The sequence below is a fragment of the Streptomyces sp. NPDC002463 genome (assembly GCF_042889835.1).
GTDB lineage: Bacteria > Actinomycetota > Actinomycetes > Streptomycetales > Streptomycetaceae > Streptomyces > Streptomyces nymphaeiformis.
On sequence record NZ_JBIARL010000010.1, the window covers coordinates 1 to 24,806 of the forward strand.

Below are 24,806 nucleotides of genomic sequence, written 5' to 3' on the forward strand. Positions count from 1 at the left end.
GGTGACCGGGACACCGGCGGGAAGACCCTCCAGCGTCGCGACCAGCGCGGGTCCGTGGGATTCCCCAGCGGTCAGCCAACGCAACCTGCTCAACGATGCTCCTCATGCTCGCGCCTGGGCACTGCGACGAGCGGCCGGGTGCGCGGCCCGGGCCCGCCAACCCCGATCCTCCCACGTCCGGGGGACGAACCCGCCCTCCGGTCCAGCTATCGGACGCGACTTGATCAGATTCGGACCTACCGAGCCGCCAGCGCCTGCTCCCCCGCCGCCCGCATGGCCGCGAGCGGGGCCTTCGGGGCGCCCGTCATCTGCTCGACCTGGAGGACGGCCTGGTGGACGAGGAGGTCGAGGCCGCCGACGACCTTGCCGCCGTGGTCGGACCAGGCGGCGGCGAGTGCCGTCGGCCAGGGGTCGTACAGGACGTCGAAGAGCGTGCCGACGCGGTCGGGGACGGCGGTCGCCAGGGCGTTGGTGGTGCCGGCCGGGGTGGTCGCGATGACCAGCGGCGCCTCGAAGGCCTCCGCCGCCCGCTCCCAGTCGGCCGTACGGACGTCCACGCCGAGCCGCTCGCCCCAGCCGCGCATCTCCTCGGCGCGCGCCTCGCTCCGTACGTACGCGGTGACGGGGCCCGCGCAGATCCGGGCGAGGGCGGCGAGCGCGGAGGAGGCGGTGGCGCCGGCACCGAGGACGGCCGCCGCCTCCACCTTCTCGACGCCCCGCTCGCGCAGGGCGGCGATCATGCCGGGGATGTCGGTGTTGTCGCCGACCCGGCGCCCGTCCTCACGGAAGACGACGGTGTTGACGGCTTCCACGGAGGCGGCCGTGTCGCTGATCTCGTCGAGCAGCGGGATGATCGCCCGCTTGAGCGGCATGGTCAGCGAGAGCCCGGCCCAGCTGCCGTCCAGTTCGCCGACGAAGCCGGGCAGCCCGGCCTCGTCGACCTCGAAGCGGTCGTACGCCCAGTCGTCGAGCCCGAGCTCGGCGTACGCGGCCCGGTGCAGGACCGGGGAGAGCGAGTGGGCGATGGGCGATCCGAGGACGGCCGCCCGGCGGCGCGTCTCACTGGCCCGTGTTGGCATTGAACTTTTCCTTCAACCTGTTGTGCTCGGCCAGGGTCTTCGCGAATTCGGTCTTGTTCATGCCGTCGGTGGCGACGAAGTAGAGCCAGCCGTCGCTCGTCGGGTTGAGCATGGCAGCCAGCGCCTCGTTGCCAGGGTTGCCGATCGGTCCCGGCGGCAGTCCCTTGTGCTTGTACGTGTTGTACGGGTCGGTGTTGGTGTTCGCCTCTTGCTCGGAGATCTTGATGTTGCTCTGACCCTTCAGGTAGTTGAGGGTCGAGTCGAACTGCAGCAGCTGGACGGTCTCCATGTTGCTCGGCTTCAGGCGGTTGTAGACGACCTCCGCCATCTTGCGGAAGTCCTCGTGGGTCTTGCCCTCCGCCTGGACCAGGCTCGCGACCGTGACGAGCTCCCAAGGACCCTTGACGCCGAGCGCCTTCGCCTTCGCGTCGAGGTCCAGCTTGAGGTACTCCTGGTTCGCGCGGGACACCATCTTGCGCAGGGCGTCCTCGGGCTTGGTGCCCTTGGCGACCGGGTAGCTCGCGGGGAAGAGGAACCCTTCCAGCGGGTCCTTGAGCTCCTCGTGGTTCTTGGCCCATTCGGGCAGGCCGAGCGAGTCCGCCTTCGCGAAAGCGATCTTCTTCGTGGTGCCGGGCGCAAGGTCGAGACGCTCGTCCAGCTTCTCGTACACCCAGGCGTTCCGCTTGCCCTCGGGGATGATGAGGTTGGCCTGGCTCGCCGGGTCCAGCATCAGCGTGACCGCGCTGTCCGCCGACATCTCCTTCTTCAGCGTGTACGCGCCCGCCTGGATCGAGAGGCCCCGGGGGTTCTTCTGCTGGGCGGAGACGAAGGCGTCGACGCTCTTGACGACGCCGGCCTTCTTGAGGATGTTGCCGATCTCGTAGCCGCCGGCGTCCTTCGGGATCTCGACCTGGACGACCCCGCTGCCGCCGCCCGCGTAGTCGGGCGCCGCACCGAACTGGCCCTGCCAGAACTTGTAGCCGAAGTAGCCGATGCCGCCCACACCGCCGATCAGGACAGCGGCGACGACCAGGCAGGCCACGCCGTTCTTGCCTTTGCGTTTCTTCGCTTTGCTCCGGCGCTCGCGGTCGTCGTCACGGGAGCCGCGGCCGCGCCCGCGGCCCGGCTCCTCGTCGTAGTCGTCGTCCTCGTCGCCCTCGTCGTCCTCACCGGTGAAGAAGGGATGCTTCTCCTCCTCCGGCTCCGGCTCCGGGTGCGTCTCTTCCTCCGGCGCCCAGTCGACGACCGGCTCCGGCGGGTTCTGTCGGCGGCCGGGCGGCTGGGGCGGCGGATAGGCCTCGGGCGTGCCGTAGAGGTCGGGGTTCTGACCGCCGTACGGATCGGCCGGGGGCGCGCCGTAGGCCATCGCCGCCTGGCCGCTCTCCCAGTTGCCGTCGTACTGCTGTCCGAGGCTCCCGGGCGTGTCGTAACCGCCGCCCGGGTACCCCGTCCCGTACTGCTGCTGGTACTGCTGCTGTTGCTGCTGGTACTGCTCTTGCTGCTGGTACTGAGGATCGACGTACTGCTGCTGAGGCTGCTGCTCGTACTGCTGCTGAGGCTGCTGCTGGTACTGCTGCCCCTGCTGCTGGTACGGGTCACCCCCGTACCCCTGGCCGTACGGGTCCACGTAGCCCTGGCCGCCGTGGCCGTACTGGCTCGCCTGCTGCGACTGCGGGTACTGCTGCTGGCCCTCCCACCCCTGGTCCCCGTAGAGCGGGTCCCCCGGGTGCCACGGTTCGGAGCCAGGGCCCCGGCCATACTCAGTCATCGATCCCCAAACAGCCGCGAGGCTTCCGGACGATCCGCCTCTACGTAGTGCGGCAGCTGTTCGAACACCGCCGCATCGCGCGGAACGTTACCGTATCGCGATCAGATGACCACTTCGACGCCCTCACCGGGCGGATTACCTGATACCCGTTCGGACTCAAGAGCGTTCTGAAGGATGATCACAGCGGCGGCCTGGTCGATGACGGACCGCCCCTTCTTCGCCTTCACGCCCGAGGCCCGCAGACCCTGGGTCGCGGTGACGGTGGTCATCCGCTCGTCGACGAGACGGACCGGGATCGGGGCGATGCCCTTGGCCATCTCGCCGGCGAAGGCGCGGACCTTGGTCGCGGCCGGGCCCTCCCGCCCGCTGAGCGAGCGGGGCAGGCCCACGACGACCTCGATCGGCTCGTACTCCTCGACGATCTGGCGGAGCCGCCGGTGGGCGGCCGGGACGTCACGTCCCGGCACGGTCTCCACCGGCGTCGCGAGGACCCCGTCGGGGTCGCACGAGGCGACCCCGATCCGGGCGTCCCCGACGTCGACCGCGAGACGGCGGCCGCGGCGCATCGTCACGCCGTCTCCACCACGAGACGTTCGACGGCGGCGATGGCCTCGCCGACGGCCTCCGGGTTCTGGCCGCCGCCCTGGGCGACGTCCGGCTTGCCGCCGCCACCGCCGCCGAGGGTCTTGGCGGCCGTACGGACGAGCTCGCCGGCCTTGAGACCGCGCTCGCGGGCGGCCTCGTTGGTGGCGATGACCGTCAGCGGCTTGCCGCCGACCGTGGTGAACAGGGCCACGACCGCCGGGCGGTCGGACGGGATGCGGCCGCGGACGTCGAGGACCAGCTTGCGCAGGTCGTCGGCGCCGGTGCCGTCCGGGACCTGCCCGGTGACGAGGGCGACGCCGCGGATGTCGCGGGCGGAGTCGACGAGACCGGCGGCGGCCTGGAGGACCTTCTCCGCGCGGAACTTCTCGATCTCCTTCTCGGCGTCCTTCAGCTTGCCGAGCATGGTGGAGATCTTCTCCGGCAGCTCCTCCGGGCGGCCCTTGACGAGCTCCTGGAGCTGGGCGACGACCGTGTGCTCACGGGCGAGGAAGTTGTACGCGTCGACACCGACGAGGGCCTCGATGCGGCGCACGCCGGAACCGATGGACGACTCGCCGAGCAGCTTCACCAGGCCCAGCTGGGCGGTGTTGCCGACGTGCGTGCCGCCGCACAGCTCCTTGGAGAAGTCGCCGATGGTGACGACGCGGACCTGCTCGCCGTACTTCTCGCCGAACTCGGCGATGGCGCCCTGGCGCTTGGCCTCGTTGATCGGCATGACCTCGGCGTGGACCTCCAGCTCGCGCGAGAGGACCTCGTTGATCTTCTGCTCGACGTCGGTGAGGACGGCGCCGGGAACGGCGTTCGGCGAGCCGAAGTCGAAGCGGAAGCGGCCGGGCTGGTTCTCGGAACCGGCCTGGGCGGCCGTCGGGCCGAGGGCGTCACGCAGGGCCTGGTGCGTCAGGTGCGTGGCGGAGTGGGCGCGGGCGATGGCCCGGCGGCGCTTGACGTCGATGGTGGCGTAGGCGGTGGAGCCCACGGTCACCTCGCCGACCTGCACGGAGCCCTTGTGGACCGAGACGCCCGGGACCGGCTGCTGGACGTCGCGGACCTCGATGACGGCACCGCTGTGCAGCTTGATGCGGCCCTGGTCGGCGATCTGACCGCCGCCCTCGGCGTAGAACGGGGTGCGGTCGAGGACGACCTCGACCTCGTCGCCCTCGGAGGCGGCCGGCGAGGGGACGCCGTTCACGAGGAGGCCGACGACCGTGGTCTCGCCCTCGGTGTTGGTGTAGCCCGTGAACTGGGTGGCGCCGTTGGAGTCGGCGATCTCCCGGTACGCGGTCATGTCGGCGTGGCCGGTCTTCTTGGCCTTGGCGTCGGCCTTGGCCCGGTCCCGCTGCTCCTTCATCAGGCGGCGGAAGCCGTCCTCGTCCACGGAGAGGCCCTGCTCGGCGGCCATCTCCAGGGTGAGGTCGATCGGGAAGCCCCAGGTGTCGTGGAGCAGGAAGGCCTTCTCGCCGGCGAGGACCGTGCCGCCGGCGGCCTTGGTCTCGGTGACGGCGGTGTCGAGGATGTTCGTGCCGCCCTTGAGGGCCTTCAGGAAGGCGGCCTCTTCGGCGAGGGCGACGGTCTCGATGCGCTTGCGGTCCGTGACCAGCTCCGGGTACTGCTCGCCCATCGTGTCGATCACGGTGTCGACGAGGTCCTGGACGACCGGGCCGGTGGCGCCGAGCAGGCGCATGTTGCGGACGGCGCGGCGCATGATGCGGCGCAGCACGTAGCCGCGGCCCTCGTTGCCGGGAGTGACGCCGTCGCCGATGAGCATGACGGACGTGCGCATGTGGTCGGCGACCACGCGGAGCGAGACGTCGCTGTCGTGGGCCTTGCCGTACTGGACGCCGGTGAGCTCGGTGGCCTTGTCGATGACGACCTTGAGGGTGTCCGTCTCGTACATGTTCTGGACGCCCTGGAGGATCATCGCCAGGCGCTCCAGGCCAAGGCCCGTGTCGATGTTCTTCGACGGGAGCTCGCCGAGGATCGGGAAGTCGTCCTTGCCCGAGCCCTCACCGCGCTCGTACTGCATGAAGACCAGGTTCCAGATCTCCACGTACCGCTCGTCGTTGACGGCCGGGCCGCCCTCGACGCCGAAGTCGGGGCCGCGGTCGTAGTTGATCTCGGAGCAGGGGCCGCAGGGGCCGGGGACGCCCATGGACCAGTAGTTGTCCTTCTTGCCGAGGCGCTGGATGCGCTCGGCCGGGACGCCGACGACGTCACGCCAGATCTGCTCGGCCTCGTCGTCCTCCTGGTAGACGGTGATCCAGAGCTTCTCCGGCTCGAGCCCGTAGCCGCCGTGCTCCACCGGGGTGGTCAGCAGCTCCCAGGCGAGCTTGATGGCGCCTTCCTTGAAGTAGTCGCCGAAGGAGAAGTTGCCGCACATCTGGAAGAACGTGCCGTGCCGGGTGGTCTTGCCGACCTCCTCGATGTCCGGCGTGCGCACGCACTTCTGCACGCTGGAGGCGCGCGTGAAGGGCGGCTTGACCTCGCCCAGGAAGTAGGGCTTGAACGGCACCATGCCGGCCGGGACGAGCAGCAGAGTCGGGTCGTCCGCGATGAGCGACGCCGAAGGGACGACGGTGTGCCCGCGCTCCTCGAAGAAGCTCAGCCAGCGGCGGCGGATTTCAGCCGACTCCATCAGTGGTCCTCATTCCGGTTGTACGAACTCGTGGGGATCTTGGAAAACGAAGCGGTGGTCGGGTACGTGACCGGGCCGAGCGCGGCCCTGCGGCGCGGCTCCGGGAGCTCCCGGCCGTGCTCCGCCGGTGCTGCCAGGCCGAGCGCGTCGCCCAGCTCGGCCTCGCGCTGGAGCATGCCCGCCCTCACGTCGAGGGCGAAGTCCTTGAGCCGGTGCCCGGTCTCGACGGCCTTGTTCGCCGCCTGGGCCGCGAGGCTCTCGGGGGTCAGCTGCTTCAGCTTCTGGTTGACCTTGGTGGTGGCCCACACGCCGGCGGCTGCGCCGGCCGTGAACCAGAACGTGCGGCGGAACATCGCGGCTCAGCCCTTCTGCTTCCGGCGTCGCGAGGACGGCACGGTACGGCCGACGATCACAGTACGGCGGTCGGACGCCATCGGCGCCCCCTCCGCCTCACGGCCCCGGCCGAGCGCCCTGCGGACGCCGTAGCCGAAGGCGGCCACCTTGACGAGCGGGCCGCCGAAGGTGGAGGCGACGGTCGTGGACAGCGCGGAGGCGTTGGAGGTGACCTCCTGGACGTCCGAGGCGATGGCGTCGACCCGGTCGAGCTGGGTCTGCGCCGAGCGCACGGTCGCGGACGCCTCGGCCAGCAGGGGAACGGCCTGCTCGGTCACGTCCGCCACCAGCTTGGTGGTCGCCCTGAGCGTCTGCGCCAGCCTCACCAGTGCCACGGCGAGGAAGGAGACGAGGATCGCCCAGAACACGGCCACCAGGATCCCGGCAACCTCTCCACCGGTCACTGTGCACCGCTCTCTGCTGTCGATGGGCCTTGTGAAAAGTCGTCCCCCGACCCTATCGCGCCCGGGCTGTCCTGCCGTACCGCATTACCGCCCGTGGGACGGCGGTTACGCGATCTCGATTGTACGGAGCGCGCGCGGGTGAGTACGCTCCGTGTCCCATGCGACGGAGCAATCTCCCGGCGGAGCTGAACCGGTTCGTCGGACGGGCCGCCGAGGAGGCCGCGCTGACGGCGCTCCTCCAGACGTCCCGCCTGGTCACGGTCGTGGGCGTGGGTGGTGTCGGCAAGACACGGCTCGCGCTGCGGGCTGCCGCGGGGGCGCAGAAACGCTACGGCGAAGGGGTCCGGCTGGCCGAGCTCGCGCCGCTGCGCGACCCGGACCTGGTGGCGTACGCCCTGGTGGAGGCGCTCGGGCTGACCGACCACACACCGAGGGCCCCGCGCGAGGTCCTCGTCGAGCATCTCGCGGAGCGGCGGATGCTGCTGGTGGTGGACGGGTTCGAGCACCTGGTGGAGGCCTGCGCGCCGCTGCTGCGGGAGCTCCTGGCGCACGCGCCGGGCCTCACGGTGCTCGCGGCCGGCCGGCGGCCGCTGCGGGTGGCGGGCGAGTCGGTGTTCCCGCTGGCCCCCATGGACGAGGCGGACGCGATGGCGCTGCTCGCCGAGCGGGCGGCGGAGGCGGGGGCGCCGGTGACCGGGAGTCTCCCCGCGGGCCCTGGTGAACCGGACCTCCCGGCCGTCCCGCCGACCGGTCCCGAGGCCGTGCGGGAGCTGTGCCGGCGGCTCGACGGGATCCCGCTCGCCCTCGAACTGGCCGCGGGCCGCCTCCCCCTCCTCACGGTCGAGCAGATGCTGCTCCGCCTCGACGACCGCTTCCGGCTCCTGGCGGACGGCGAGCGCGGGGTGCTCCCCCGCCATCAGACGCTGCGCACCGCGATCGGCTGGAGCCATGAGCTGTGCACCCCGGAGGAGCGGCTGCTCTGGGCACGGCTCTCGGTCTTCGCCGGTCCCTTCGACCTGGAGGCGGTGGAGTACGTGTGCGGGAGCCGGGAGCTGCCGCCGGAGCGGATCCTCGACCACCTCGGGGGCCTGCTCGCGCAGTCGCTCGTGTCGCGGGAGGACACACCGGCGGGCCCCGCCTACCGCCTTCTGGACACGGTCGCCGCGTACGGGGCGGAGTGGCTGGCGGCGCTCGGCGACACGGAGCGGATGCGGCGCCGGCACCGCGACTGGTACATGGGTCTGGCCACCTGGTGCGAACTGGAGTGGTTCAGCCCGCGCCAGCCGGAGGTGGCGGCCCGTACGGACGCGGCGCTGCCCAATCTGCGGGCGGCGCTCGACCTGTGCCTCGAACTCCCGGACGACGCGCACCTCGCCCAGCACCTGGCGGGCACGCTCTGGTTCGCCTGGGTGGGCTGCGGGCGCCTGTCGGAGGGACGGCACTGGCTGGAGCGGGCGGTCGCGCTGGAGTCGGGGCACGAGGAGGCACGGCTCAAGGCGCTGTGGGTGCTCGGCTACGTGACGGTCCTGCAGGGGGACGGCACGGCGGCGGTGGCGGCTCTCCACGAGTGCGGGGAGCGGGCCCGTTCCTCGCGGAACGCGCTGGCGGAGGCGTACGCGACGCACCGGATGGGCTGTCTCGCGCTGCTCTCGGACGATCTGCCGCGGGCCGAGTCGCTGATCGGGCGGGCCCTCGACTCCTACCGGGAGCTCGGCGAGCTGAACAGCAACGTCCTGATGGGGCGGGTCGAGGTGGCGATGGCGCTGGCCTTCCGGGGCGACCTGGAGGGAGCGGTCGCGATCTGCCGGGAGGTACGGGAGGTCTGCGAGGAGCGCGGGGAGCTGTGGACCCGGGCCTACGCCCTCTACGTCCTGGCGTTCTCGGCGTGGACCCGGGACGCGTTCGGGGAGGCGCGGGAGCTGCTCACCGAGTGCGTCTCGATCAACCACACCTTCCGTGACCTGGTCGGTCTCGTCCTGGCGATCGAGCTGCTCGCGCTCGTGACGGTCAGCGAGGGGGATCCGGCGGAGGCCGCGGTCCTCCAGGGGGCCGCGGTGCCGGTGTGGGACACGGTGGGCATCCGGCTGTTCGGCTCGGAGGCCTTCGACGGGCCGAGGGCCCTGTGCGAGCGGCGGGCGGTTGAGGTCCTGGGCGCGGAGGCCTTCGGTGCCGCGGTCCAGGAGGGCCGCCGTCTGTCGCTCGACGCGGTCGTGGAGCGCGCGCTCGCCGGGCGCCGGGATCCGTCCCTCGGCGCCCCGAGGGACGCGACGGCCCCGCGTCCGTTCCGTACGGGCAGGTCGGCGGCGGTCCCGGGAACGCGGAAGCCCGCCGGCTCCCCCACCGGAAAGGGCGGGGAAGCGGCGGGCTGAACACCGCGAGGGTGGTACTACTCCAGCGCTGAGATCAGCGGGCGTAGTACTCGACGACCAGCTGCTCGTCGCAGATGACCGGGATTTCCTTGCGGTTCGGGTCGCGGTCGAGGCGGAAGGCCAGGGCCTTCAGGTTGACCTGCAGGTAGCGCGGGGTCTCGCCGTCGGCGGCGAAGCCACCCTCACGGGCCATCTCGAACAGCGGCTTGTTGCGGCTGCGCTCGCGGACCATGACGACGTCGTCCGGACGGACACGGAACGACGGCTTGTCGACCTTGCCACCGTTGACCTGGATGTGACCGTGCACGACCATCTGGCGGGCCTGGTAGATGGTGCGGGCGATGCCCGAACGCAGGACCAGGGCGTCGAGGCGACGCTCGAGCTCGACGACCAGCGCCTCGCCCGTCTTGCCCTCGGCCTTCTTGGCGCGGTCGTAGGCGCGCGCCATCTGGCGCTCGCTGATGTCGTACTGGGCGCGCAGACGCTGCTTCTCGAGCAGACGGACCTTGTAGTCCGAGTTCTGCTTGCGGCCACGGCCGTGCTCGCCCGGCGGGTAGGGGCGGGCCTCGAAGTACTTGACGGCCTTCGGGGTCAGCGCGATGCCGAGGGCACGCGACTTCTTGACCTTGGGACGGGACTGGTTCGCCATGAACCAACCTCTCTATCTGTACGAATACGGCTTCACCAGGGTTAGGGGAGGTCGCATCCGCAGCCCGGGAAACCCGTCCTGTCCGTACGGGACGGACGTGGCGGGCAGCCGCTCCCAGGTCTGGGCACATACGTGCAGCACGCGAACGACCCACCGCCGCTCCCGGGAATCCGGGTGGTGATGGGTGGCCCGCGACACCTTCGAAGGTGCGCGACGCTCCTGGAAACCCCGCCCGGGGGCCGGGTCTCCGGCTGACTGTCCCGTTCTGGTGGTGCCGACCGGAGTCGGGCACGGGACGCAGCGATCCGGACCAGTGTACCGGGTCCGGGAGGTGCGGAGTGTCAGCCCCCCTCGCCCTTCAGCCGCTCGCGCACCCGCTCCACCACGTCCGCGTACCGCGCCTCCGCGCCGTAGCGGGTGGGCTCGTAGTACTGGCGGCCGTGGATCGTGTCCGGGGCGTACTGCTGGGCCGCGATACCGCCCGGCACGTCGTGCGGGTACACATAGCCCTGGGCGTGGCCGAGCTTGGCCGCGCCCTTGTAGTGGCCGTCGCGCAGATGCGGCGGGACCGAGCCCGCGAGCCCGTTCCGCACGTCGGCGAGGGCGGCGCCGATCGCGGTCGTCGCGGAGTTCGACTTGGGGGCCAGTGCCAGGGCGATGGTGGCGTGGCTCAGGGTGAGAGCGGCCTCGGGGAAGCCGATCATGGCGACGGCCTGGGCGGCGGCGACGGCGATCGGCAGGGCGTTCGGGTCGGCGAGCCCGATGTCCTCGCTCGCGGAGATCATCAGGCGGCGGGCGATGAAGCGCGGGTCCTCCCCCGCCTCGATCATCCGCGCCAGGTAGTGCAGGGCCGCGTCCACGTCCGAGCCGCGGATCGACTTGATGAGCGCGCTCGCCACGTCGTAGTGCTGGTCGCCGTCCCGGTCGTACTTCACGGCCGCGCGGTCGACGGTCTCCTCCACGGTCTGGAGGGTGATCTCCGCCTCGCCCTTGGCGATCGCCGCGCCCGCCGCCGCCTCGAGAGCGGTCAGGGCCCGCCGGGCGTCGCCGCCGGCGACGCGCAGCAGGTGCGCCTCGGCGTCCTCCGGCAGGGTCACGGCCCCGCCGAGCCCTCGCTCACCGGTGAGCGCCCGGGCCATCAGGCCCTTGAGGTCCTCGTCGGTCAGCGGCTCCAGGGTGAGCAGCAGGGAGCGGGAGAGGAGCGGGGAGATCACGGAGAAGTAGGGGTTCTCGGTGGTGGCGGCGATCAGCGTCACCCAGCGGTTCTCGACGGCAGGCAGGAGCGAGTCCTGCTGGGCCTTGGAGAAGCGGTGGATCTCGTCGAGGAAGAGGACGGTCTCCTTGCCGTAGCCGCCGACCGCGCGCCGGGCGCCGTCGATGACGGCCCGGACCTCCTTGACGCCGGCGGTGATCGCGGAGAGCTCGACGAAGCGCTTGTTCGTGGCCTTCGAGACGACGTACGCCAGGGTGGTCTTCCCGATTCCGGGCGGCCCCCAGAGGATCACCGAGGAGGCGCCGGCGGGGCCGCCGTCCCCGTCGCCGACGAGTCGGCGCAGCGGGGATCCGGGCTTGAGCAGGTGCTGCTGGCCCACCACCTCGTCGAGGGTGCGGGGGCGCATCCGGACGGCCAGCGGGCTGCTGGCCGGGTCCTTCTCCTGGCGGTCTTCGGCTGCTGCGGTAAAGAGGTCGGGCTCCACAGTGATGAAGCCTAAGTCAGGGCGCTGACAGAGCCGCCCCGGCTCAGCTGGTCCAGAAGTCCCACCAGCGGGTCAGGATCAGCATGCCGATGATCCCGATGTGCAGGACGGGCAGGATCCAGGTGAACTCGTCGAAGAAGGTCTTGAGGCCGCCGGGGGCGGGGATCACGCCGAGGCGCACGTTGTGCGAGGTCACGTACCAGAACATGACGATGGTGGCGACCCAGGCGAGGCAGCACCACAGGCAGAGCGAGTTGATCTCGTACAGCGACTGGTACATCAGCCAGGTGCAGAAGCCGACGCCGAACAGCGTTCCGGCGTTGAGGCCGAGCCAGTACCAGCGGCGGTAGCGGGCGCCGGCGAGCAGGCCCACGCCGATCGCGATCACCATGGCGTACGTGACGAGGCCGAGCATCGGGTTCGGGAAGCCGAAGACCGAGGCCTGCTCGCTCTTCATGATGTTCCCGCAGGAGACGATCGGGTTGAGGCTGCACCCCGGGGTGAAGTTGGGGTCCTCGAGCAGCTTGAACTTGTCGATCGTGATGACCCAGGCGGCGAGCAGTCCGGCCGCTCCGGTGATCACGAGGAGCCAGGAGAAGGCACGGCTCGCCCCGATCGTGCCGCCGCCGTCCCGGCCGGACCCGATCTCGTCCACCGCTGCCTTCGCCATGTCACCTGTTCCCTCGCTCGACCGGCCTTGTGGGCACGGTCATTCTGCAACACCGACCTGTCGTCCGGCCGTTCGCCGGAGATAAGGACGGGCCCGGACCAGGGTGTGGTCCGGGCCCTTCCGTACGACGGGTCAGGCCAGCTTGGCCCGGACCGCCTCGACGAGAGCGTCCACGGCGACCGCCTGCTGCTCGCCGGACTCCATGTCCTTGAGCTGGACGACGCCCTCGGCGAGGTCGCGCTCACCGGCGACGACGGTGAGGCGGGCGCCGGAGCGGTTGGCGTCCTTCATCGAGCCCTTGAGGCCCTTGCCGCCGAAGGAGAAGTCGGCGGCGATGCCGGCCCTGCGCAGCTCGGTGACCTTGCCGAACAGCACCCGGCGGGCCTCCTCGCCGATGGCGACGGCGAAGACGCTGGTGGTGGCCGGGATGTCGAGCTCGACGCCCTCCGCCTCCAGGGCGAGGACCGTGCGGTCCACGCCGAGCGCCCAGCCCACCGACGGCAGTGCGGGGCCGCCGATCATCTCGGAGAGGCCGTCGTAGCGGCCGCCGCCGCCGACCGCGGACTGCGAGCCGAGACCGTCGTGGACGAACTCGAACGTGGTCCGCGTGTAGTAGTCCAGGCCGCGGACCAGCTTCGGGTCGTCCTCGAAGACGACGCCCGCCGCGGTGATCAGGGCGCGCACCTCCTCGTGGTACGCCTTGCACGCGTCGCACAGGTAGTCGCGCAGGAGCGGCGCGTCGACCAGCTGCTTCTGGACGTCGGACCGCTTGTCGTCGAGGACGCGCAGCGGGTTGATCTCGGCGCGGCGCAGGGTCTCCTCGTCGAGGTCGAGACCGCGCAGGAAGGTCTGCAGGGCCTCGCGGTAGACGGGGCGGCACTCCTTGTCGCCGAGCGAGTTCAGCAGGATGCGGAAGTTGCGCAGGCCCAGCGAGCGGTACGCCTCGTCGGCCAGGATGATCAGCTCGGCGTCCAGCGCCGGGTCCTCGGCGCCGATCGCCTCGGCGCCGACCTGGGAGAAGTGCCTGTAGCGGCCCTTCTGCGGGCGCTCGTAGCGGTAGTACGAGCCGGAGTACCAGAGCTTGACCGGCAGGTTGCCCTGCTTGTGGAGGCTGGCCTCCAGGGCCGCGCGCAGGACGGAGGCGGTGCCCTCGGGACGCAGCGCGAGCTTGTCGCCGCCCTTGGTCTCGAAGGCGTACATCTCCTTGCTGACGATGTCGGTGGACTCGCCGACGCCGCGGGCGAAGAGGTTCACGTCCTCGAAGCCGGGGGTCTCGACGTAGCCGTAGCCGGACTTCCGCAGCGGCGCGGAGATCGCCTCGCGGACCGCCAGGTACTTGGCGGAGAAGGGCGGGATCAGGTCGTACGTGCCCTTGGGGGCCTTGAAGGTGCTCACGGAAATCTCGTCACATTCCTCGTCGGGGAGCGTCCGTGCTCCCGAGGCCGGCGGCCACGTCCCGCAGATAGGGGTTCGTGGCGCGCTCCTGGCCGATGGTCGTCTGGGGACCGTGTCCCGACAGGACCACGGTCGAGTTGTCGAGCGGCAGGCACACGCGGGCCAGCGACGCGAGCATCTCGTCCATGTCACCGCCGGGAAGGTCGGTGCGTCCGATGGAGCCGGCGAACAGCAGATCCCCGGAGAAGAACACGGAGGGGATCTCCGTGGTCTCGGGCATCCGGAAGGTCACCGACCCCTTGGTATGACCGGGCGCGTGGGCGACGGAGAAGTCGAGACCGGCGAGCTTCAGCCGAGCGCCGTCGGTGAGCTCGCGCACGTCGTCGGGCTCTCCCACGGTCAGCTCGCCCATGAGGGGCATCCCGATGGAGCGGCCGAGGGCCTTCTCCGGGTCGCTCATCATGTAGCGGTCGGACGGGTGGATCCACGCGGGGACGTCATGGGCGCCGCACACCGGAACGACGGAGGCGACGTGGTCGATGTGTCCATGGGTGAGGACGACGGCGACGGGCTTGAGCCGATGCTTCTTCAGCGTCTCCTCGACACCCTGGGCGGCCTGGTGGCCCGGGTCGATGATCACGCACTCCTCGCCTGCGGCGGGGGCGACCAGATAGCAGTTGGTCCCCCAGGCCCCGGCGGGGAACCCGGCAATCAGCACGTTCGTCCTTAGGGTCGTCCGGCCCGGTGGCGCGGAAATCACGGAATGCGGCAGATCAGAGCCTACCGGCGGTGCCGGTTCCACAGCCAACCCGTATACGGTACGGGCACATCCGGCCAGGACAGGAACAGACGAGCGACAGGAGCGGACCCGGTGGTCAGCAGCGATCAGCGACGGCGGCAGCTTGCCAGGGAGAAGTACGCGCGGCAGCAGCAGCGGCGGGAGGAGCACCGGCGCAAGGCGAAGCGCCGCAACACCGTCATCGCGGCCTCCCTCGCGGTGGTACTGGCCGCGGCCGGTGCCGTCTACGCCTCCGTGGCGCTGACGGACGACTCCTCGAAGGCCTCGGACAGCGCGGCGGTCGAGAACCCGACCGGCACCCCGACGCCCACGCAGAGCGAGTCGAAGAGCCCCGAGCCGAAGCTGACCGTCGACAAGACGGCCACCTACGCCATGGCTCTGAAGACGAACGAGGGCGCGATCACGATCACCATGGACGCGGCGAAGACCCCGCACACGGTGAACTCCTTCAAGCACCTCGCCGACAAGAAGTACTTCGACGGGACCAAGTGCCACCGCCTCACGACCCAGGGCATCTACGTGCTCCAGTGCGGCGACCCCAAGGGCGACGGCACCGGCGGCCCCGGCTACACGATCCCCGACGAGAACCTGGGCGCCCTCGGCAAGGCGGGCGCGGACGGCACGGTGACCTTCCCGGCCGGCACGGTCGCCATGGCCAACACCGGGCAGCCGGGCTCGGGCGGCTCGCAGTTCTTCCTCGTCTACAAGGACACCAAGCTGCCGCCGACCTACACCCCCTTCGGGAAGATCGACGCGGCCGGCCTCAAGGCGGTCCAGGACGTGGCGAAGGCGGGCGTCGAGGGCGGCGCCGGCGACGGCGCCCCGAAGAAGCCCGTCACCGTCGAGAAGGCGACCGTCACGAAGAAGTGAGCCCGCTCGTCCGCACGCGCGCGTGACCTTTCCTTCCGCACGCGCGCGTGACCGTCGAATCTCGGTCGCGCTGAGTGCGGACAGCCGGGCCGCCGTTCGCCTAGATTGGCGTTGTGCAGCGTGGGCCGTCGGCCGCGCTGCGGAAGGCGGGCGAGGCCCGCCGGGAAACTGTGGACGATGCCCGGGGGGTACGACCCCGCGACGGCATCATGGTGAGGAGGCGCTGTGAGCAGCGACCCGTGGGGCCGTGTCGACGAGACGGGCACCGTGTACGTGCGGACGGCCGAGGGTGAGAAGGTCGTCGGATCGTGGCAGGCCGGCACCCCTGAGGAGGCCCTGGCCTACTTCGAGCGCAAGTACGAGGGCCTGGTTGTCGAGATCGGCCTCCTCGAGAAGCGGGTGAGGACCACCGACCTCTCGGCGAAGGACGCCACCGCGGCGATCGAGCACATCCGCCAGCAGGTCGACGAGCACCACGCCGTCGGCGACCTGGCCGCGCTCGCGACCCGTCTGGACAAGCTCGTCGAGACGGTGGACTCGCGCCGTGAGGAGCGCAAGGCCCAGAAGGCCAAGCAGACCGACGAGGCGCGCACCGCCAAGGAGAAGCTCGTCACCGAGGCCGAGGAGCTGGCCCAGAGCGAGCAGTGGCGCTCCGCGGGCGAGCGGCTGCGGGCTCTCGTGGACACCTGGAAGGGCCTCCCCCGGCTCGACCGCAAGTCCGACGACGAGCTGTGGCACCGCTTCTCGCACGCCCGCTCGGCGTTCTCGAAGCGCCGCAAGGCCCACTTCGCGTCGCTCGACGCCCAGCGCGAGGACGCCCGCAAGGCGAAGGAGCGTCTGGTCGCCGAGGCGGAGTCGCTGTCGAACTCCACGGACTGGGGCAACACGGCGGCCCGCTACCGCGAGCTGATGGCGGAGTGGAAGGCGGCCGGCCGTGCCCAGCGCGAGCACGAGGACGACCTGTGGAACCGCTTCCGCGGCGCCCAGGACGTCTTCTTCGCGGCGCGCGGCGAGGTCTTCGCCGAGCGGGACGCGGAGCAGGGCGAGAACCTCAAGCTGAAGGAGGAGCTCGCGACCGAGGCCGAGAAGCTGGTGCCGGTGACGGACCTGAAGGCGGCGCGTGCGGCCTTCCGTTCCCTCAACGAGCGCTGGGAGGCCATCGGCCACGTCCCGCGTGACGCCCGTCCCAAGGTCGAGGGCCGGATGCACACGGTGGAGCGGGCGATCCAGGAGGCCGAGGAGGCCGAGTGGCGCCGGACGAACCCGGAGGCACGCGCGCGTGCCGCGGGCCTGACCGGTCAGCTCCAGGACGCCGTGGAGAAGCTGCGCAAGCAGATCGACGCGGCCCGTGCCGCCGGCAACGACGCCAAGGCCGACAAGCTGGCGCGCGAGCTGGAGGGCCGCCAGGCCCTGCTCGACCAGGCCCTGAAGGGCCTGGAGGAGTTCGGCGGCTGACGCCCTGAACCCGGCTGTACGAGGAAGGCCCCCCGGCATCGCGCCGGGGGGCCTTCCTCGTGGCAGCGGTCACGGCCTGCGGGCCGAGGTCACGCGGTAGACGTCGTAGACGCCCTCCACGCCCCGTACGGCCTTCAGGACGTGGCCCAGGTGTTTCGGGTCGCCCATCTCGAAGGTGAAGCGGGAGGTGGCCACCCGGTCGCGGGAGGTCTGGACGGCCGCCGAGAGGATGTTGACGTGCTGGTCCGAGAGGACCCGGGTGACGTCGGAGAGGAGCCGGGAGCGGTCCAGGGCCTCGACCTGGATGGCGACGAGGAAGACCGAGGACTGGGTCGGGGCCCACTCGACCTCCAGGATCCGCTCCGGCTCCCGGGAGAGCGACTCCACGTTGACGCAGTCGCTGCGGTGGACCGAGACGCCGCTGCCCCGGGTGACGAAGCCGATGATCGGGTCGCCGGGCACGGGCGTGCAGCAGCGGGCCAGCTTCACCCAGACGTCCTCGACGCCCTTGACGATGACGCCGGGGTCGGCGCTGGAGCGGCGCTTGGAACGGCCCCGGGTCGGCGGCGCGGCCTCCTCGATGTCCTCGGTGGCGGCCTCCTCGCCGCCGAGGGCCTGGACCAGCTTCTGCACGATGGACTGGGCCGTGACATGGCCCTCGCCGATCGCCGCGTACAGCGAGGAGATGTCGCTGTAGCGCATCTCGTGGGCGAGGGTGACGAGGGAGTCGCCGGTCAGGATCCGCTGGATCGGCAGGTTCTGCTTGCGCATGGCCCGCGCGATGGCGTCCTTGCCCTGCTCGATGGCCTCGTCGCGGCGCTCCTTGGAGAACCAGGCGCGGATCTTGTTCCGGGCGCGCGGGGACTTGACGAAGCCCAGCCAGTCGCGGGAGGGCCCGGCGCCGGCGGCCTTGGAGGTGAAGACCTCGACCAGGTCGCCGTTGTCGAGGGTCGATTCGAGCGGTACGAGCCGCCCGTTGACCCGCGCCCCTATCGTGCGGTGGCCGACCTCGGTGTGGACCGCGTACGAGAAGTCGACGGGGGTGGCGCCGGCGGGCAGCGCGATGACGTCGCCCTTCGGCGTGAAGACGAAGACCTCGTTGCGGGACAGGTCGAAGCGCAGCGACTCCAGGAACTCGCCCGGGTCCTCGGTCTCCTTCTGCCAGTCGAGGAGCTGGCGCAGCCACGCCATGTCGTTGAGGTGGTCGTCCTTGCCGGTCTTCTTCGGCACGTCGGTGCGCACCTTGGAGGCGCCGGCGACGGCCTCCTGCTTGTACTTCCAGTGCGCGGCGATGCCGTACTCGGCGCGCCGGTGCATGTCGAAGGTGCGGATCTGCAGCTCGACGGGCTTGCCGTTGGGTCCGATGACCGTCGTGTGCAGCGACTGGTACATGTTGAACTTCGGCATCGCGATGTAGTCCTTGAACCGGCCGGGGACCGGGTTCCATCGCGCGTGGACGGTGCCGAGGGCCGCGTAGCAGTCGCGGACGGTGTCCACGAGGACGCGGATGCCGACCAGGTCGTAGATCTCCGCGAAGTCACGGCCGCGGACGATCATCTTCTGGTAGACGCTGTAGTAGTGCTTGGGGCGCCCGGTGACGGTGGCCTTGATGCGGGCGGCCCGCAGGTCGGCCTGGACCTCGTCGGTCACTATCGCCAGGTACTCGTCGCGCTTGGGGGCGCGCTCGGCGACGAGCCGGACGATCTCGTCGTACATCTTGGGGTAGAGGATCGCGAAGGCGAGGTCCTCCAGCTCCCACTTGATGGTGTTCATGCCCAGGCGGTGGGCCAGGGGCGCGTAGATCTCGAGGGTCTCGCGGGCCTTCTTCTCCTGCTTCTCCCGCTTGAGGTAGCGCATGGTGCGCATGTTGTGCAGGCGGTCGGCGAGCTTGATGACCAGGACGCGCGGGTCCTTGGCCATGGCGACGACCATCTTGCGGACGGTCTCGGCCTGCGCGGCCTCGCCGAACCTGACCTTGTCGAGCTTGGTGACGCCGTCGACGAGGAGCGTGACCTGGTCGCCGAAGTCACGGCGCAGGTCCTCCAGGCCGTACTCGGTGTCCTCGACGGTGTCGTGGAGCAGCCCGGCCATCAGGGTCGCCGGGTCCATGCCGAGCTCGGCGAGGATGGTGGTGACGGCGAGCGGGTGCGTGATGTACGGGTCGCCGCTCTTGCGCTTCTGGCCGCGGTGCCAGCGCTCGGCGACCTGGTAGGCCCGCTCGACCTGGCGGAGCGTCGCCGTCTCGATCTTGGGGTCGTTGGAGCGGACGATCCGCAGCAGCGGTTCGAGGACCGGGTTGTACGGGGAGGAGCGCTGGACGCCGAGGCGGGCGAGGCGGGCGCGGACGCGGTTGGACGAGCCGCCGGAGCGGGCGGGCGCGGGCCGCTCGGGGGCGGCGGGCGCGGGGGCGGGCGCAGCAGGCGAAGGCCTGGTCTCCGCTGGCTTGTTCTGGGGCGTGCCGGTCCCCGGCGCGGCCTTCTCGGCCTTCGGGTCGGGCTGCGCGGCGGAGAGTGACTGGGCCTCGTCGGGCAAGAGCGCTCCTCTGGGGTCCCCCCGGACGGAGTCTGGGGGAGGTTCCGGGTCCCCCGGTCAGGCCCGGAAAGGCCATGGTATCGAGCCAAGAGTGGCTGTGCTCACGCGCCCGTGTTTCGGGCGGCTTCCGGAGGGGCATCGCCCCGGGCTCCGGGGACGTACAGGAGAACGCGGAGGGGCGCCCCGGGGATTCCCCGGAGCGCCCCGATCGGGGGGGAACCCCGATGTCAGACCGTGATCAGCGCCGTGAGCGGAGCTCCGCCCAGGGCCGGCTCGAGCCGGGCGCGGCCCGGGAGGAAGCCGAGCTCCATGAGGACGGCGACGCCCGCGACCTCGGCGCCCGCGCGGCGGATCAGCTCGATGGAGGCCTCGGCCGTGCCGCCGGTGGCGAGGACGTCGTCGATGACCATGACGCGGTCGCCCGCGGCCAGGTCCTCGGCGTGCACCTCGATCTCGGCGGTGCCGTACTCCAGCTCGTACGCCTGGCGGAGCGTGGCGCCGGGGAGCTTGCCGGCCTTGCGGACCGGGATGAAGCCCAGGCCCGCGCGGACGGCCACCGGGGCGGCCAGGATGAAGCCGCGGGCCTCCAGACCGACGATCTTCGTCGCGCCGTGCGCGGAGCACAGTGCGGCGAGGGAGTCGGTCAGCGCCGTGAACGCGTCCGGGTCCGCGAGCAGCGGCGTGATGTCCTTGAACAGCACGCCCGGCTTCGGGTAGTCGGGGACGTCACGGATGCGGCTGAGCAGGAGTGCGGTGACGTCCTGGGCCTCGGCGGTCATCCTCGGCGCTCCTGGGAGCCGCGACGGCCCGCGCGGGGACCCACGACGGCGGCCTCGGCTGACAGGTCGTCCGCCGCGTCCAGCGGCTCGCCCTTGGCGGCGGCGCTGGCGCGCTTGGCCAGGATGCGCTTCCTGAGCGCCTTGATCGACGGCTCGCGCTCCTTGAGGTCCGCCACGAGCGGGGTGGCGATGAAGATCGAGGAGTACGCACCGGCGGCGAGACCCACGAACAGCGACAGCGAGATGTCGTTGAGCATGCCGGCGCCGAGGACGCCGCCACCGATGAAGAGCAGGCCGGCGACCGGCAGCAGCGCGACGACGGTGGTGTTGATCGAACGGACCAGGGTGCCGTTGATCGAGCGGTTGGCCAGCTCGCTGTAGGTGTAGCGGGTCTGCTTGGTGATGTCCTTCGTCTGCTCCTTGAGGGAGTCGAAGACGACGACGGTGTCGTACAGCGAGTAGCCGAGGATCGTCAGCAGACCGATGACCGTACCGACGGTGACCTCGAAGCCGACCAGGGAGTAGATGCCCACCGTGATCGTGAGGTCGTGGATGAGGGCGACGAGTGCCGCGACCGCCATTCTCCACTCGAAGGCGATGGCCAGGTAGATCACCACGAGGATCATGAAGACCCCGAGGCCGGTCCAGGCCTTGGTGGCGATCTGCTCGCCCCAGCTCGGGCCGACGAGCTCGGCCGCGATCTTGGCCTCGGGGACGTTCAGGTCCTTCGAGAGCTCCGCGCGGACCTGGTCGGACTTCGCGGTGTCGAGGCCGCCGACCTGGATGCGCAGGGAGCCGTTGCCGAGCTTCTGGACGATCGCGTCGTGACCGGAGGCCTCTTCCGCGTAGTCCTGGGCCTGACTGACGGAGACGTCCGTCTTCGGGGTGGTGAAGACGGCGCCGCCCTGGAACTCGATGCCCATGTTGAGGCCGCGGACGGCCAGGGCGACGATGGCGGTGATGGTGATCAGGATGGACAGGCCATACCAGATCTTGCGGTTGCCGATGAAGTCGTAACCGACCTCACCGCGGTGGAGCCGGGCGCCGAGATCGCCGAGCTTCGACATCTCACGCCTCCTTCGCGTCGACGGGGGCGTGGGCACGGCGGGTGCGGCGCAGCGGCGGCTTCGCGCCGAGCCGCTTCGGGTCCAGACCGGACCACTTGTGGCCGTTGCCGAAGAACTTGGTCCGGGCGAGCAGCGTCATGACCGGCTTGGTGAAGAGGAACACCACGACGATGTCGAGCAGGGTGGTCAGGCCGAGCGTGAACGCGAAGCCCTGGACCTTGCCGACGGTGACGATGAACAGCACGGCCGCGGCCAGGAACGACACGAAGTCGGAGACCAGGATGGTGCGGCGGGCGCGCGGCCAGGCGCGCTCGACGGCCGGGCGGAGCGTGCGGCCCTCGCGCAGCTCGTCGCGGATGCGCTCGAAGTACACGATGAACGAGTCCGCGGTGATGCCGATGGCGACGATGGCGCCGCAGACGGCCGGCAGGTTCAGCGCGAAGCCGATGGCCGGGCCGAGCAGGGCCATGAGCACGTAGGTGAGCAGGGCCGAGACCGCGAGGCTCAGGATGGCGATGAGCGACAGGCCGCGGTAGTAGACGACCAGGTAGATGATGACCAGGCCGAGACCGATGGCACCGGCGATGAGACCGGCCTGCAGCTGGTCACCGCCGAGCGCGGCGGTGACGGTGTCGACGCTCTGGGTCTGGAACGTCAGCGGCAGGGCGCCGTACGACAGGATGTTGCCGAGGTCCTGCGCGGACTGCTGGTTGAAGTTGCCGGAGATCTCCGCGCTGGCGCTGAGCGTCTGACGGACGGAGGGCGCCGAGACGACGTCGCCGTCCAGGACGATCGCGAACCGGTTCTGCGGGTCGGCCTGCTGCGACAGCTTGCTGGTGATCGACTGGAACTTCTTCGAACCGGCGTCCGTGAAGTTCATGGTGACGATCCACATGCCGCGCTGCGGGTCGAGGACGCCCTTGGCGTCGTCGACGTCCTTGCCGTTGACCTCGGCCGGGCCGAGCAGGTACTTCGACCAGACGCCCGGGCTGTCCTCGCCGCAGGCCACGGTGGGCTCGGTCGCCTTGACGCCCTGGCCGGCGGCGGCGCGCTGCTTGGGGTCGAGGCAGTTCAGGGCGGTGAACTTCTGCTGCAGCGCAGCGGTGGCGGGGTCGGGCTTCGGGGTCGCCTGCGGGGTCCCGGTGGCCTTCGGCTTCGCCGAGGAGCTCGCGGTGGGCGTCGGGCTCGGGGCCTTGAGGGCCTCGGTGAGCGCACGGCCCTGCGTGGAGGCGGTGGCCGTCGGGGTGGCCGACTTCTCACCCGCGGTCGCGCCGGAGGCGGAGGACGACGGCTTCGGCGTGGGCGAGCCGGAGGTGCCGGCGCTCGGCGTCGCCGCCGGGGCGCCGTTCGTCACGGCGAGAACGGGCCGGAAGTAGAGCTGGGCGGTGGTGCCGACCTGCTCGCGGGCCTGCTTCTCGTTCGTCCCGCGAGGGATGTTGACGACGATGTTCTCGGCGCCCTGCGTCTGGACCTCGGCCTCGGAGACACCCAGACCGTTGACACGGCGCTCGATGATGCCGACCGCCGTGTTCATGTTGGTCTCGTTGACCGCCGACTCCTGGCCGGGTTCGGCCTTCGCCTTGAGCGTGATCGACGTACCGCCGGCGAGGTCGATGCCGAGGCGCGGGGTGGTGTGCCCCGACCAGAACATCCCGCCGGTGAGCGCGACCATGGCGATCAGAATGAGTGCCAGGGCGCGGCCCGGACGGCTCTGTCCCCCCGCCGGCCCTCGGCCCTTCTTCGGTGCTGCCACCTGTCGTATCTCCCTGTCCAACCGCCTCACGCCGGGTATGCGTGAGACGGCCACGAAGTGTGTGTGGGGACCTGCCCCCGCAGACGTGGAACCGTTCCGGGGACCGCGCTCGCCGGTGGGCGTGCGCGCGGTCCCCGGCCGCGACTACTTCGCGTCGGCCTCGCCGTCGGCCTTGCCGTCCTGCTGACCCTCGGCGGCGGCCTCGGCCGCGTCCGACTTCTTCGTCAGGTCGGCCTTCGGCGCGTCCTCGACGGTCTCCGCGTCCTTGCCCTCGGCCTCGGCGGCCTCGGTCAGCGAGGAGGCGTCGTCCGGGACGACGGTGTCGGTGTCCGACCCCTCGTCGTCACCGTGGACGATCCGGTTGTACTCGGAGTCCTCGAGGACCGCGCCGATCGCGTTCTTCGCGTAGACCGCGTGCACGCCCGGGGCGACCTCGAGGAGAACGGTCTCGTCGCCGATCTCCTTGACGGTGGCGTACATCCCCCCGATCGTCCGTACGCCGGTGCCGGGCTGCATCTCGTTGCGCATCTGCGCCGCCGCCTGCTGCTTCTTCTTGGCAGAGCGGGTCATCAGGAACATGGCCCCGATGAGGACGATGAAGGGGAGGAGGGTCACGATGCTCACGGGACGGGTTTCCTTCGCACGGTCGCGGAGAACCCGCGGCCTGATCTTCGGGGGTGGGCGCGCCGACCAGAAAGGGCGGCAACGGCGGAGTCTAGGCGAGTCCGCATCGATGGAACAACGTCCAGCATCGCACCCTGGTTCCGGTCCGGGCGAGTGTCCGCACCGTCACGCCCCGAAGAGCCCCTGTTGTCCCGTTCCCGTGCCGTACCCTGCGGCGCCCGGGCCCGCTGCCTGCGGTGGAACCAGTCCGAGGTGCGTCCATGCCGCCGGAGTGGCGACCCGGCCACGGGGCGTACGGGCCAGCAGTCCCTCGCGTACGAGGAAGGGCTCGGCGACCTCCTCGACGGTCTCGCGCTCCTCCCCGACGGCGACCGCGAGGGTCGACAGTCCGACGGGTCCGCCGCCGAAGAGCTTGAGCAGGGCCTCCAGGACCGCGCGGTCGAGCCGGTCGAGGCCGCGGCTGTCCACCTCGTACACGCTGAGGGCCGCCTCGGAGACCTCCCGGGTGACCACTCCGTCGGCCCTGACCTGGGCGTAGTCGCGGACCCGGCGCAGCAGGCGGTTGGCGATGCGGGGCGTGCCGCGGGAGCGGCCGGCGATCTCGGCGGCGCCGTCGGGGTCGATCTCGACGTCGAGGAGTCCGGCGGAACGGTGGATGACGCGCTGGAGCTCGCTCGGGTCGTAGAACTCCATGTGGGCGGTGAAGCCGAAGCGGTCGCGCAGCGGGGGCGGCAGGAGTCCGGCCCGGGTGGTGGCGCCGACCAGGGTGAAGGGCGGGAGTTCGAGCGGGATGGCGGTGGCGCCGGGGCCCTTGCCGACGATGACGTCGACGCGGAAGTCCTCCATCGCCATGTAGAGCATCTCCTCGGCGGGCCGGGACATGCGGTGGATCTCGTCGAGGAAGAGGATCTCGCCCTCCTGGAGGGAGGAGAGGATCGCGGCGAGGTCGCCGGCGTGCTGGATGGCGGGGCCCGAGGTGATGCGGATCGGCGCGTTCATCTCGGCGGCGATGATCATCGAGAGGGTGGTCTTGCCGAGGCCGGGGGCACCGGAGAGCAGCACGTGGTCGGCGGTGGCACCGCGCTGGCGGGCGGCCTTGAGGACCAGGTCGAGCTGCTGGCGGACCTTCTCCTGGCCGACGAACTCGTTGAGGTCCTTGGGGCGCAGGGCCGCCTCGACGGCCTGGTCGTCACCCTCGGCGGAGGCCCCGACGATGCGCTCCGCGGCGGTGTCCGTCTCGTCGTCCCAGTTCACGTGGTCTGCCT

At 70.9% G+C, this 24,806-nt stretch carries 21 protein-coding genes; 3 read left to right on the plus strand and 18 right to left on the minus strand.

The window, feature by feature from the left end:
• The 7 genes from ACFYX3_RS20660 to ACFYX3_RS20690 all read right to left on the minus strand — a co-directional run.
• Positions 1-93 (minus strand): chorismate synthase (locus tag ACFYX3_RS20660; protein WP_352102574.1); only part of this gene is annotated, 93 nt, incomplete at its 3' end.
• Positions 94-236: 143 nt separating this feature from the next.
• Positions 237-1,079, minus strand: coding sequence for a shikimate dehydrogenase (locus ACFYX3_RS20665; protein WP_389015320.1), 843 nt, complete (start codon positions 1,077-1,079; stop codon positions 237-239).
• Positions 1,060-2,847, minus strand: coding sequence for an endolytic transglycosylase MltG (gene mltG / locus ACFYX3_RS20670; RefSeq protein WP_389015323.1), 1,788 nt, complete (start codon positions 2,845-2,847; stop codon positions 1,060-1,062). The genes ACFYX3_RS20665 and mltG overlap by 20 nt, the downstream gene beginning before the upstream one ends.
• Before the next feature lie 101 nt (positions 2,848-2,948).
• Positions 2,949-3,413 carry a Holliday junction resolvase RuvX gene (gene ruvX, locus ACFYX3_RS20675; RefSeq protein WP_116162006.1) on the minus strand — a complete coding sequence of 155 codons (465 nt, stop codon included), beginning with the start codon at positions 3,411-3,413 and terminating at the stop codon, positions 2,949-2,951.
• Positions 3,414-3,415: 2 nt separating this feature from the next.
• On the minus strand, positions 3,416-6,085 hold the full coding sequence (gene alaS / locus ACFYX3_RS20680) for an alanine--tRNA ligase (protein WP_389015326.1): 2,670 nt from the start codon (positions 6,083-6,085) through the stop codon (positions 3,416-3,418).
• Complete coding sequence (locus ACFYX3_RS20685) at positions 6,085-6,438, minus strand: DUF6167 family protein (RefSeq protein ID WP_376585910.1); 354 nt, start codon at positions 6,436-6,438, stop codon at positions 6,085-6,087. The genes alaS and ACFYX3_RS20685 overlap by 1 nt, the downstream gene beginning before the upstream one ends.
• A 6-nt stretch (positions 6,439-6,444) precedes the next feature.
• Positions 6,445-6,882 (minus strand): DUF948 domain-containing protein, encoded by a 438-nt coding sequence (locus ACFYX3_RS20690; RefSeq protein ID WP_116162003.1) that lies wholly within the window; start codon positions 6,880-6,882, stop codon positions 6,445-6,447.
• A gap of 158 nt (positions 6,883-7,040) precedes the next feature.
• Between ACFYX3_RS20690 and ACFYX3_RS20695 the strand changes: the two genes are divergently transcribed.
• Complete coding sequence (locus ACFYX3_RS20695) at positions 7,041-9,251, plus strand: ATP-binding protein (protein ID WP_389015330.1); 2,211 nt, start codon at positions 7,041-7,043, stop codon at positions 9,249-9,251.
• A gap of 34 nt (positions 9,252-9,285) precedes the next feature.
• Here the strand turns inward: ACFYX3_RS20695 and rpsD are convergent, their stop codons facing one another.
• The 5 genes from rpsD to ACFYX3_RS20720 all read right to left on the minus strand — a co-directional run bounded on the left by rpsD (position 9,286) and on the right by ACFYX3_RS20720 (position 14,380).
• Positions 9,286-9,900: a 30S ribosomal protein S4 gene (rpsD, locus tag ACFYX3_RS20700; protein WP_041128255.1), complete on the minus strand. Its 615-nt coding sequence runs from the start codon at positions 9,898-9,900 to the stop codon at positions 9,286-9,288.
• Between the two features lie 341 nt (positions 9,901-10,241).
• The gene (locus ACFYX3_RS20705; RefSeq protein WP_116162001.1) at positions 10,242-11,597 is read right to left on the minus strand and encodes a replication-associated recombination protein A; all 1,356 of its coding nucleotides are present in this window, start codon (positions 11,595-11,597) and stop codon (positions 10,242-10,244) included.
• A gap of 43 nt (positions 11,598-11,640) precedes the next feature.
• Positions 11,641-12,267: a vitamin K epoxide reductase family protein gene (locus ACFYX3_RS20710; protein WP_116162000.1), complete on the minus strand. Its 627-nt coding sequence runs from the start codon at positions 12,265-12,267 to the stop codon at positions 11,641-11,643.
• Positions 12,268-12,399: 132 nt separating this feature from the next.
• Complete coding sequence (hisS, locus tag ACFYX3_RS20715; RefSeq protein ID WP_382660153.1) at positions 12,400-13,662, minus strand: histidine--tRNA ligase; 1,263 nt, start codon at positions 13,660-13,662, stop codon at positions 12,400-12,402.
• A gap of 10 nt (positions 13,663-13,672) precedes the next feature.
• Positions 13,673-14,380: an MBL fold metallo-hydrolase gene (locus ACFYX3_RS20720; protein WP_359511758.1), complete on the minus strand. Its 708-nt coding sequence runs from the start codon at positions 14,378-14,380 to the stop codon at positions 13,673-13,675.
• 153 nt (positions 14,381-14,533) lie between these two features.
• On the opposite strand from ACFYX3_RS20720, the gene ACFYX3_RS20725 reads away from it, so the two are divergent.
• Together ACFYX3_RS20725 and ACFYX3_RS20730 are read left to right on the plus strand one after the other, a co-directional pair.
• Positions 14,534-15,331, plus strand: coding sequence for a peptidylprolyl isomerase (locus ACFYX3_RS20725; protein WP_389015336.1), 798 nt, complete (start codon positions 14,534-14,536; stop codon positions 15,329-15,331).
• A gap of 225 nt (positions 15,332-15,556) precedes the next feature.
• The gene (locus ACFYX3_RS20730) at positions 15,557-16,786 is read left to right on the plus strand and encodes a DUF349 domain-containing protein (RefSeq protein WP_389015339.1); all 1,230 of its coding nucleotides are present in this window, start codon (positions 15,557-15,559) and stop codon (positions 16,784-16,786) included.
• A gap of 69 nt (positions 16,787-16,855) precedes the next feature.
• Here ACFYX3_RS20730 and ACFYX3_RS20735 read toward each other — a convergent pair whose 3' ends face one another.
• The 6 genes from ACFYX3_RS20735 to ruvB form a co-directional block, all read right to left on the minus strand.
• Complete coding sequence (locus ACFYX3_RS20735; RefSeq protein WP_359511753.1) at positions 16,856-19,318, minus strand: bifunctional (p)ppGpp synthetase/guanosine-3',5'-bis(diphosphate) 3'-pyrophosphohydrolase; 2,463 nt, start codon at positions 19,316-19,318, stop codon at positions 16,856-16,858.
• 227 nt (positions 19,319-19,545) lie between these two features.
• A complete protein-coding gene (locus tag ACFYX3_RS20740) occupies positions 19,546-20,097 on the minus strand; it encodes an adenine phosphoribosyltransferase (RefSeq protein WP_376585936.1) in 552 nt (183 codons plus the stop codon).
• Positions 20,094-21,164, minus strand: a complete 1,071-nt coding sequence (gene secF / locus ACFYX3_RS20745) for a protein translocase subunit SecF (protein ID WP_389015344.1) — start codon at positions 21,162-21,164, stop codon at positions 20,094-20,096. The genes ACFYX3_RS20740 and secF overlap by 4 nt, the downstream gene beginning before the upstream one ends.
• Before the next feature lies 1 nt (position 21,165).
• Positions 21,166-22,917: a protein translocase subunit SecD gene (gene secD, locus ACFYX3_RS20750; protein ID WP_389015347.1), complete on the minus strand. Its 1,752-nt coding sequence runs from the start codon at positions 22,915-22,917 to the stop codon at positions 21,166-21,168.
• Between the two features lie 144 nt (positions 22,918-23,061).
• Positions 23,062-23,541 carry a preprotein translocase subunit YajC gene (gene yajC / locus ACFYX3_RS20755; protein ID WP_389015350.1) on the minus strand — a complete coding sequence of 160 codons (480 nt, stop codon included), beginning with the start codon at positions 23,539-23,541 and terminating at the stop codon, positions 23,062-23,064.
• Between the two features lie 165 nt (positions 23,542-23,706).
• Positions 23,707-24,795 (minus strand): Holliday junction branch migration DNA helicase RuvB, encoded by a 1,089-nt coding sequence (gene ruvB, locus ACFYX3_RS20760; RefSeq protein WP_389015353.1) that lies wholly within the window; start codon positions 24,793-24,795, stop codon positions 23,707-23,709.
• Between the last annotated feature and the right edge of the window lie 11 nt (positions 24,796-24,806).

Excerpts from the sequence above, each read along its gene's own strand:
- ACFYX3_RS20740 (WP_376585936.1), bottom strand. The coding sequence starts at position 20,097 with ATGACCGCCGAGGCCCAGGACGTCACCGCACTCCTGCTCAGCCGCATC.
- ACFYX3_RS20710 (WP_116162000.1), bottom strand. The coding sequence starts at position 12,267 with ATGGCGAAGGCAGCGGTGGACGAGATCGGGTCCGGCCGGGACGGCGGC.
- ruvX (WP_116162006.1), bottom strand. The coding sequence starts at position 3,413 with ATGCGCCGCGGCCGCCGTCTCGCGGTCGACGTCGGGGACGCCCGGATC.
- ACFYX3_RS20665 (WP_389015320.1), bottom strand. The coding sequence starts at position 1,079 with ATGCCAACACGGGCCAGTGAGACGCGCCGCCGGGCGGCCGTCCTCGGA.
- ACFYX3_RS20685 (WP_376585910.1), bottom strand. The coding sequence starts at position 6,438 with ATGTTCCGCCGCACGTTCTGGTTCACGGCCGGCGCAGCCGCCGGCGTG.
- secF (WP_389015344.1), bottom strand. The coding sequence starts at position 21,164 with ATGTCGAAGCTCGGCGATCTCGGCGCCCGGCTCCACCGCGGTGAGGTC.
- ACFYX3_RS20695 (WP_389015330.1), top strand. The coding sequence starts at position 7,041 with ATGCGACGGAGCAATCTCCCGGCGGAGCTGAACCGGTTCGTCGGACGG.
- alaS (WP_389015326.1), bottom strand. The coding sequence starts at position 6,085 with ATGGAGTCGGCTGAAATCCGCCGCCGCTGGCTGAGCTTCTTCGAGGAG.
- rpsD (WP_041128255.1), bottom strand. The coding sequence starts at position 9,900 with ATGGCGAACCAGTCCCGTCCCAAGGTCAAGAAGTCGCGTGCCCTCGGC.
- mltG (WP_389015323.1), bottom strand. The coding sequence starts at position 2,847 with ATGACTGAGTATGGCCGGGGCCCTGGCTCCGAACCGTGGCACCCGGGG.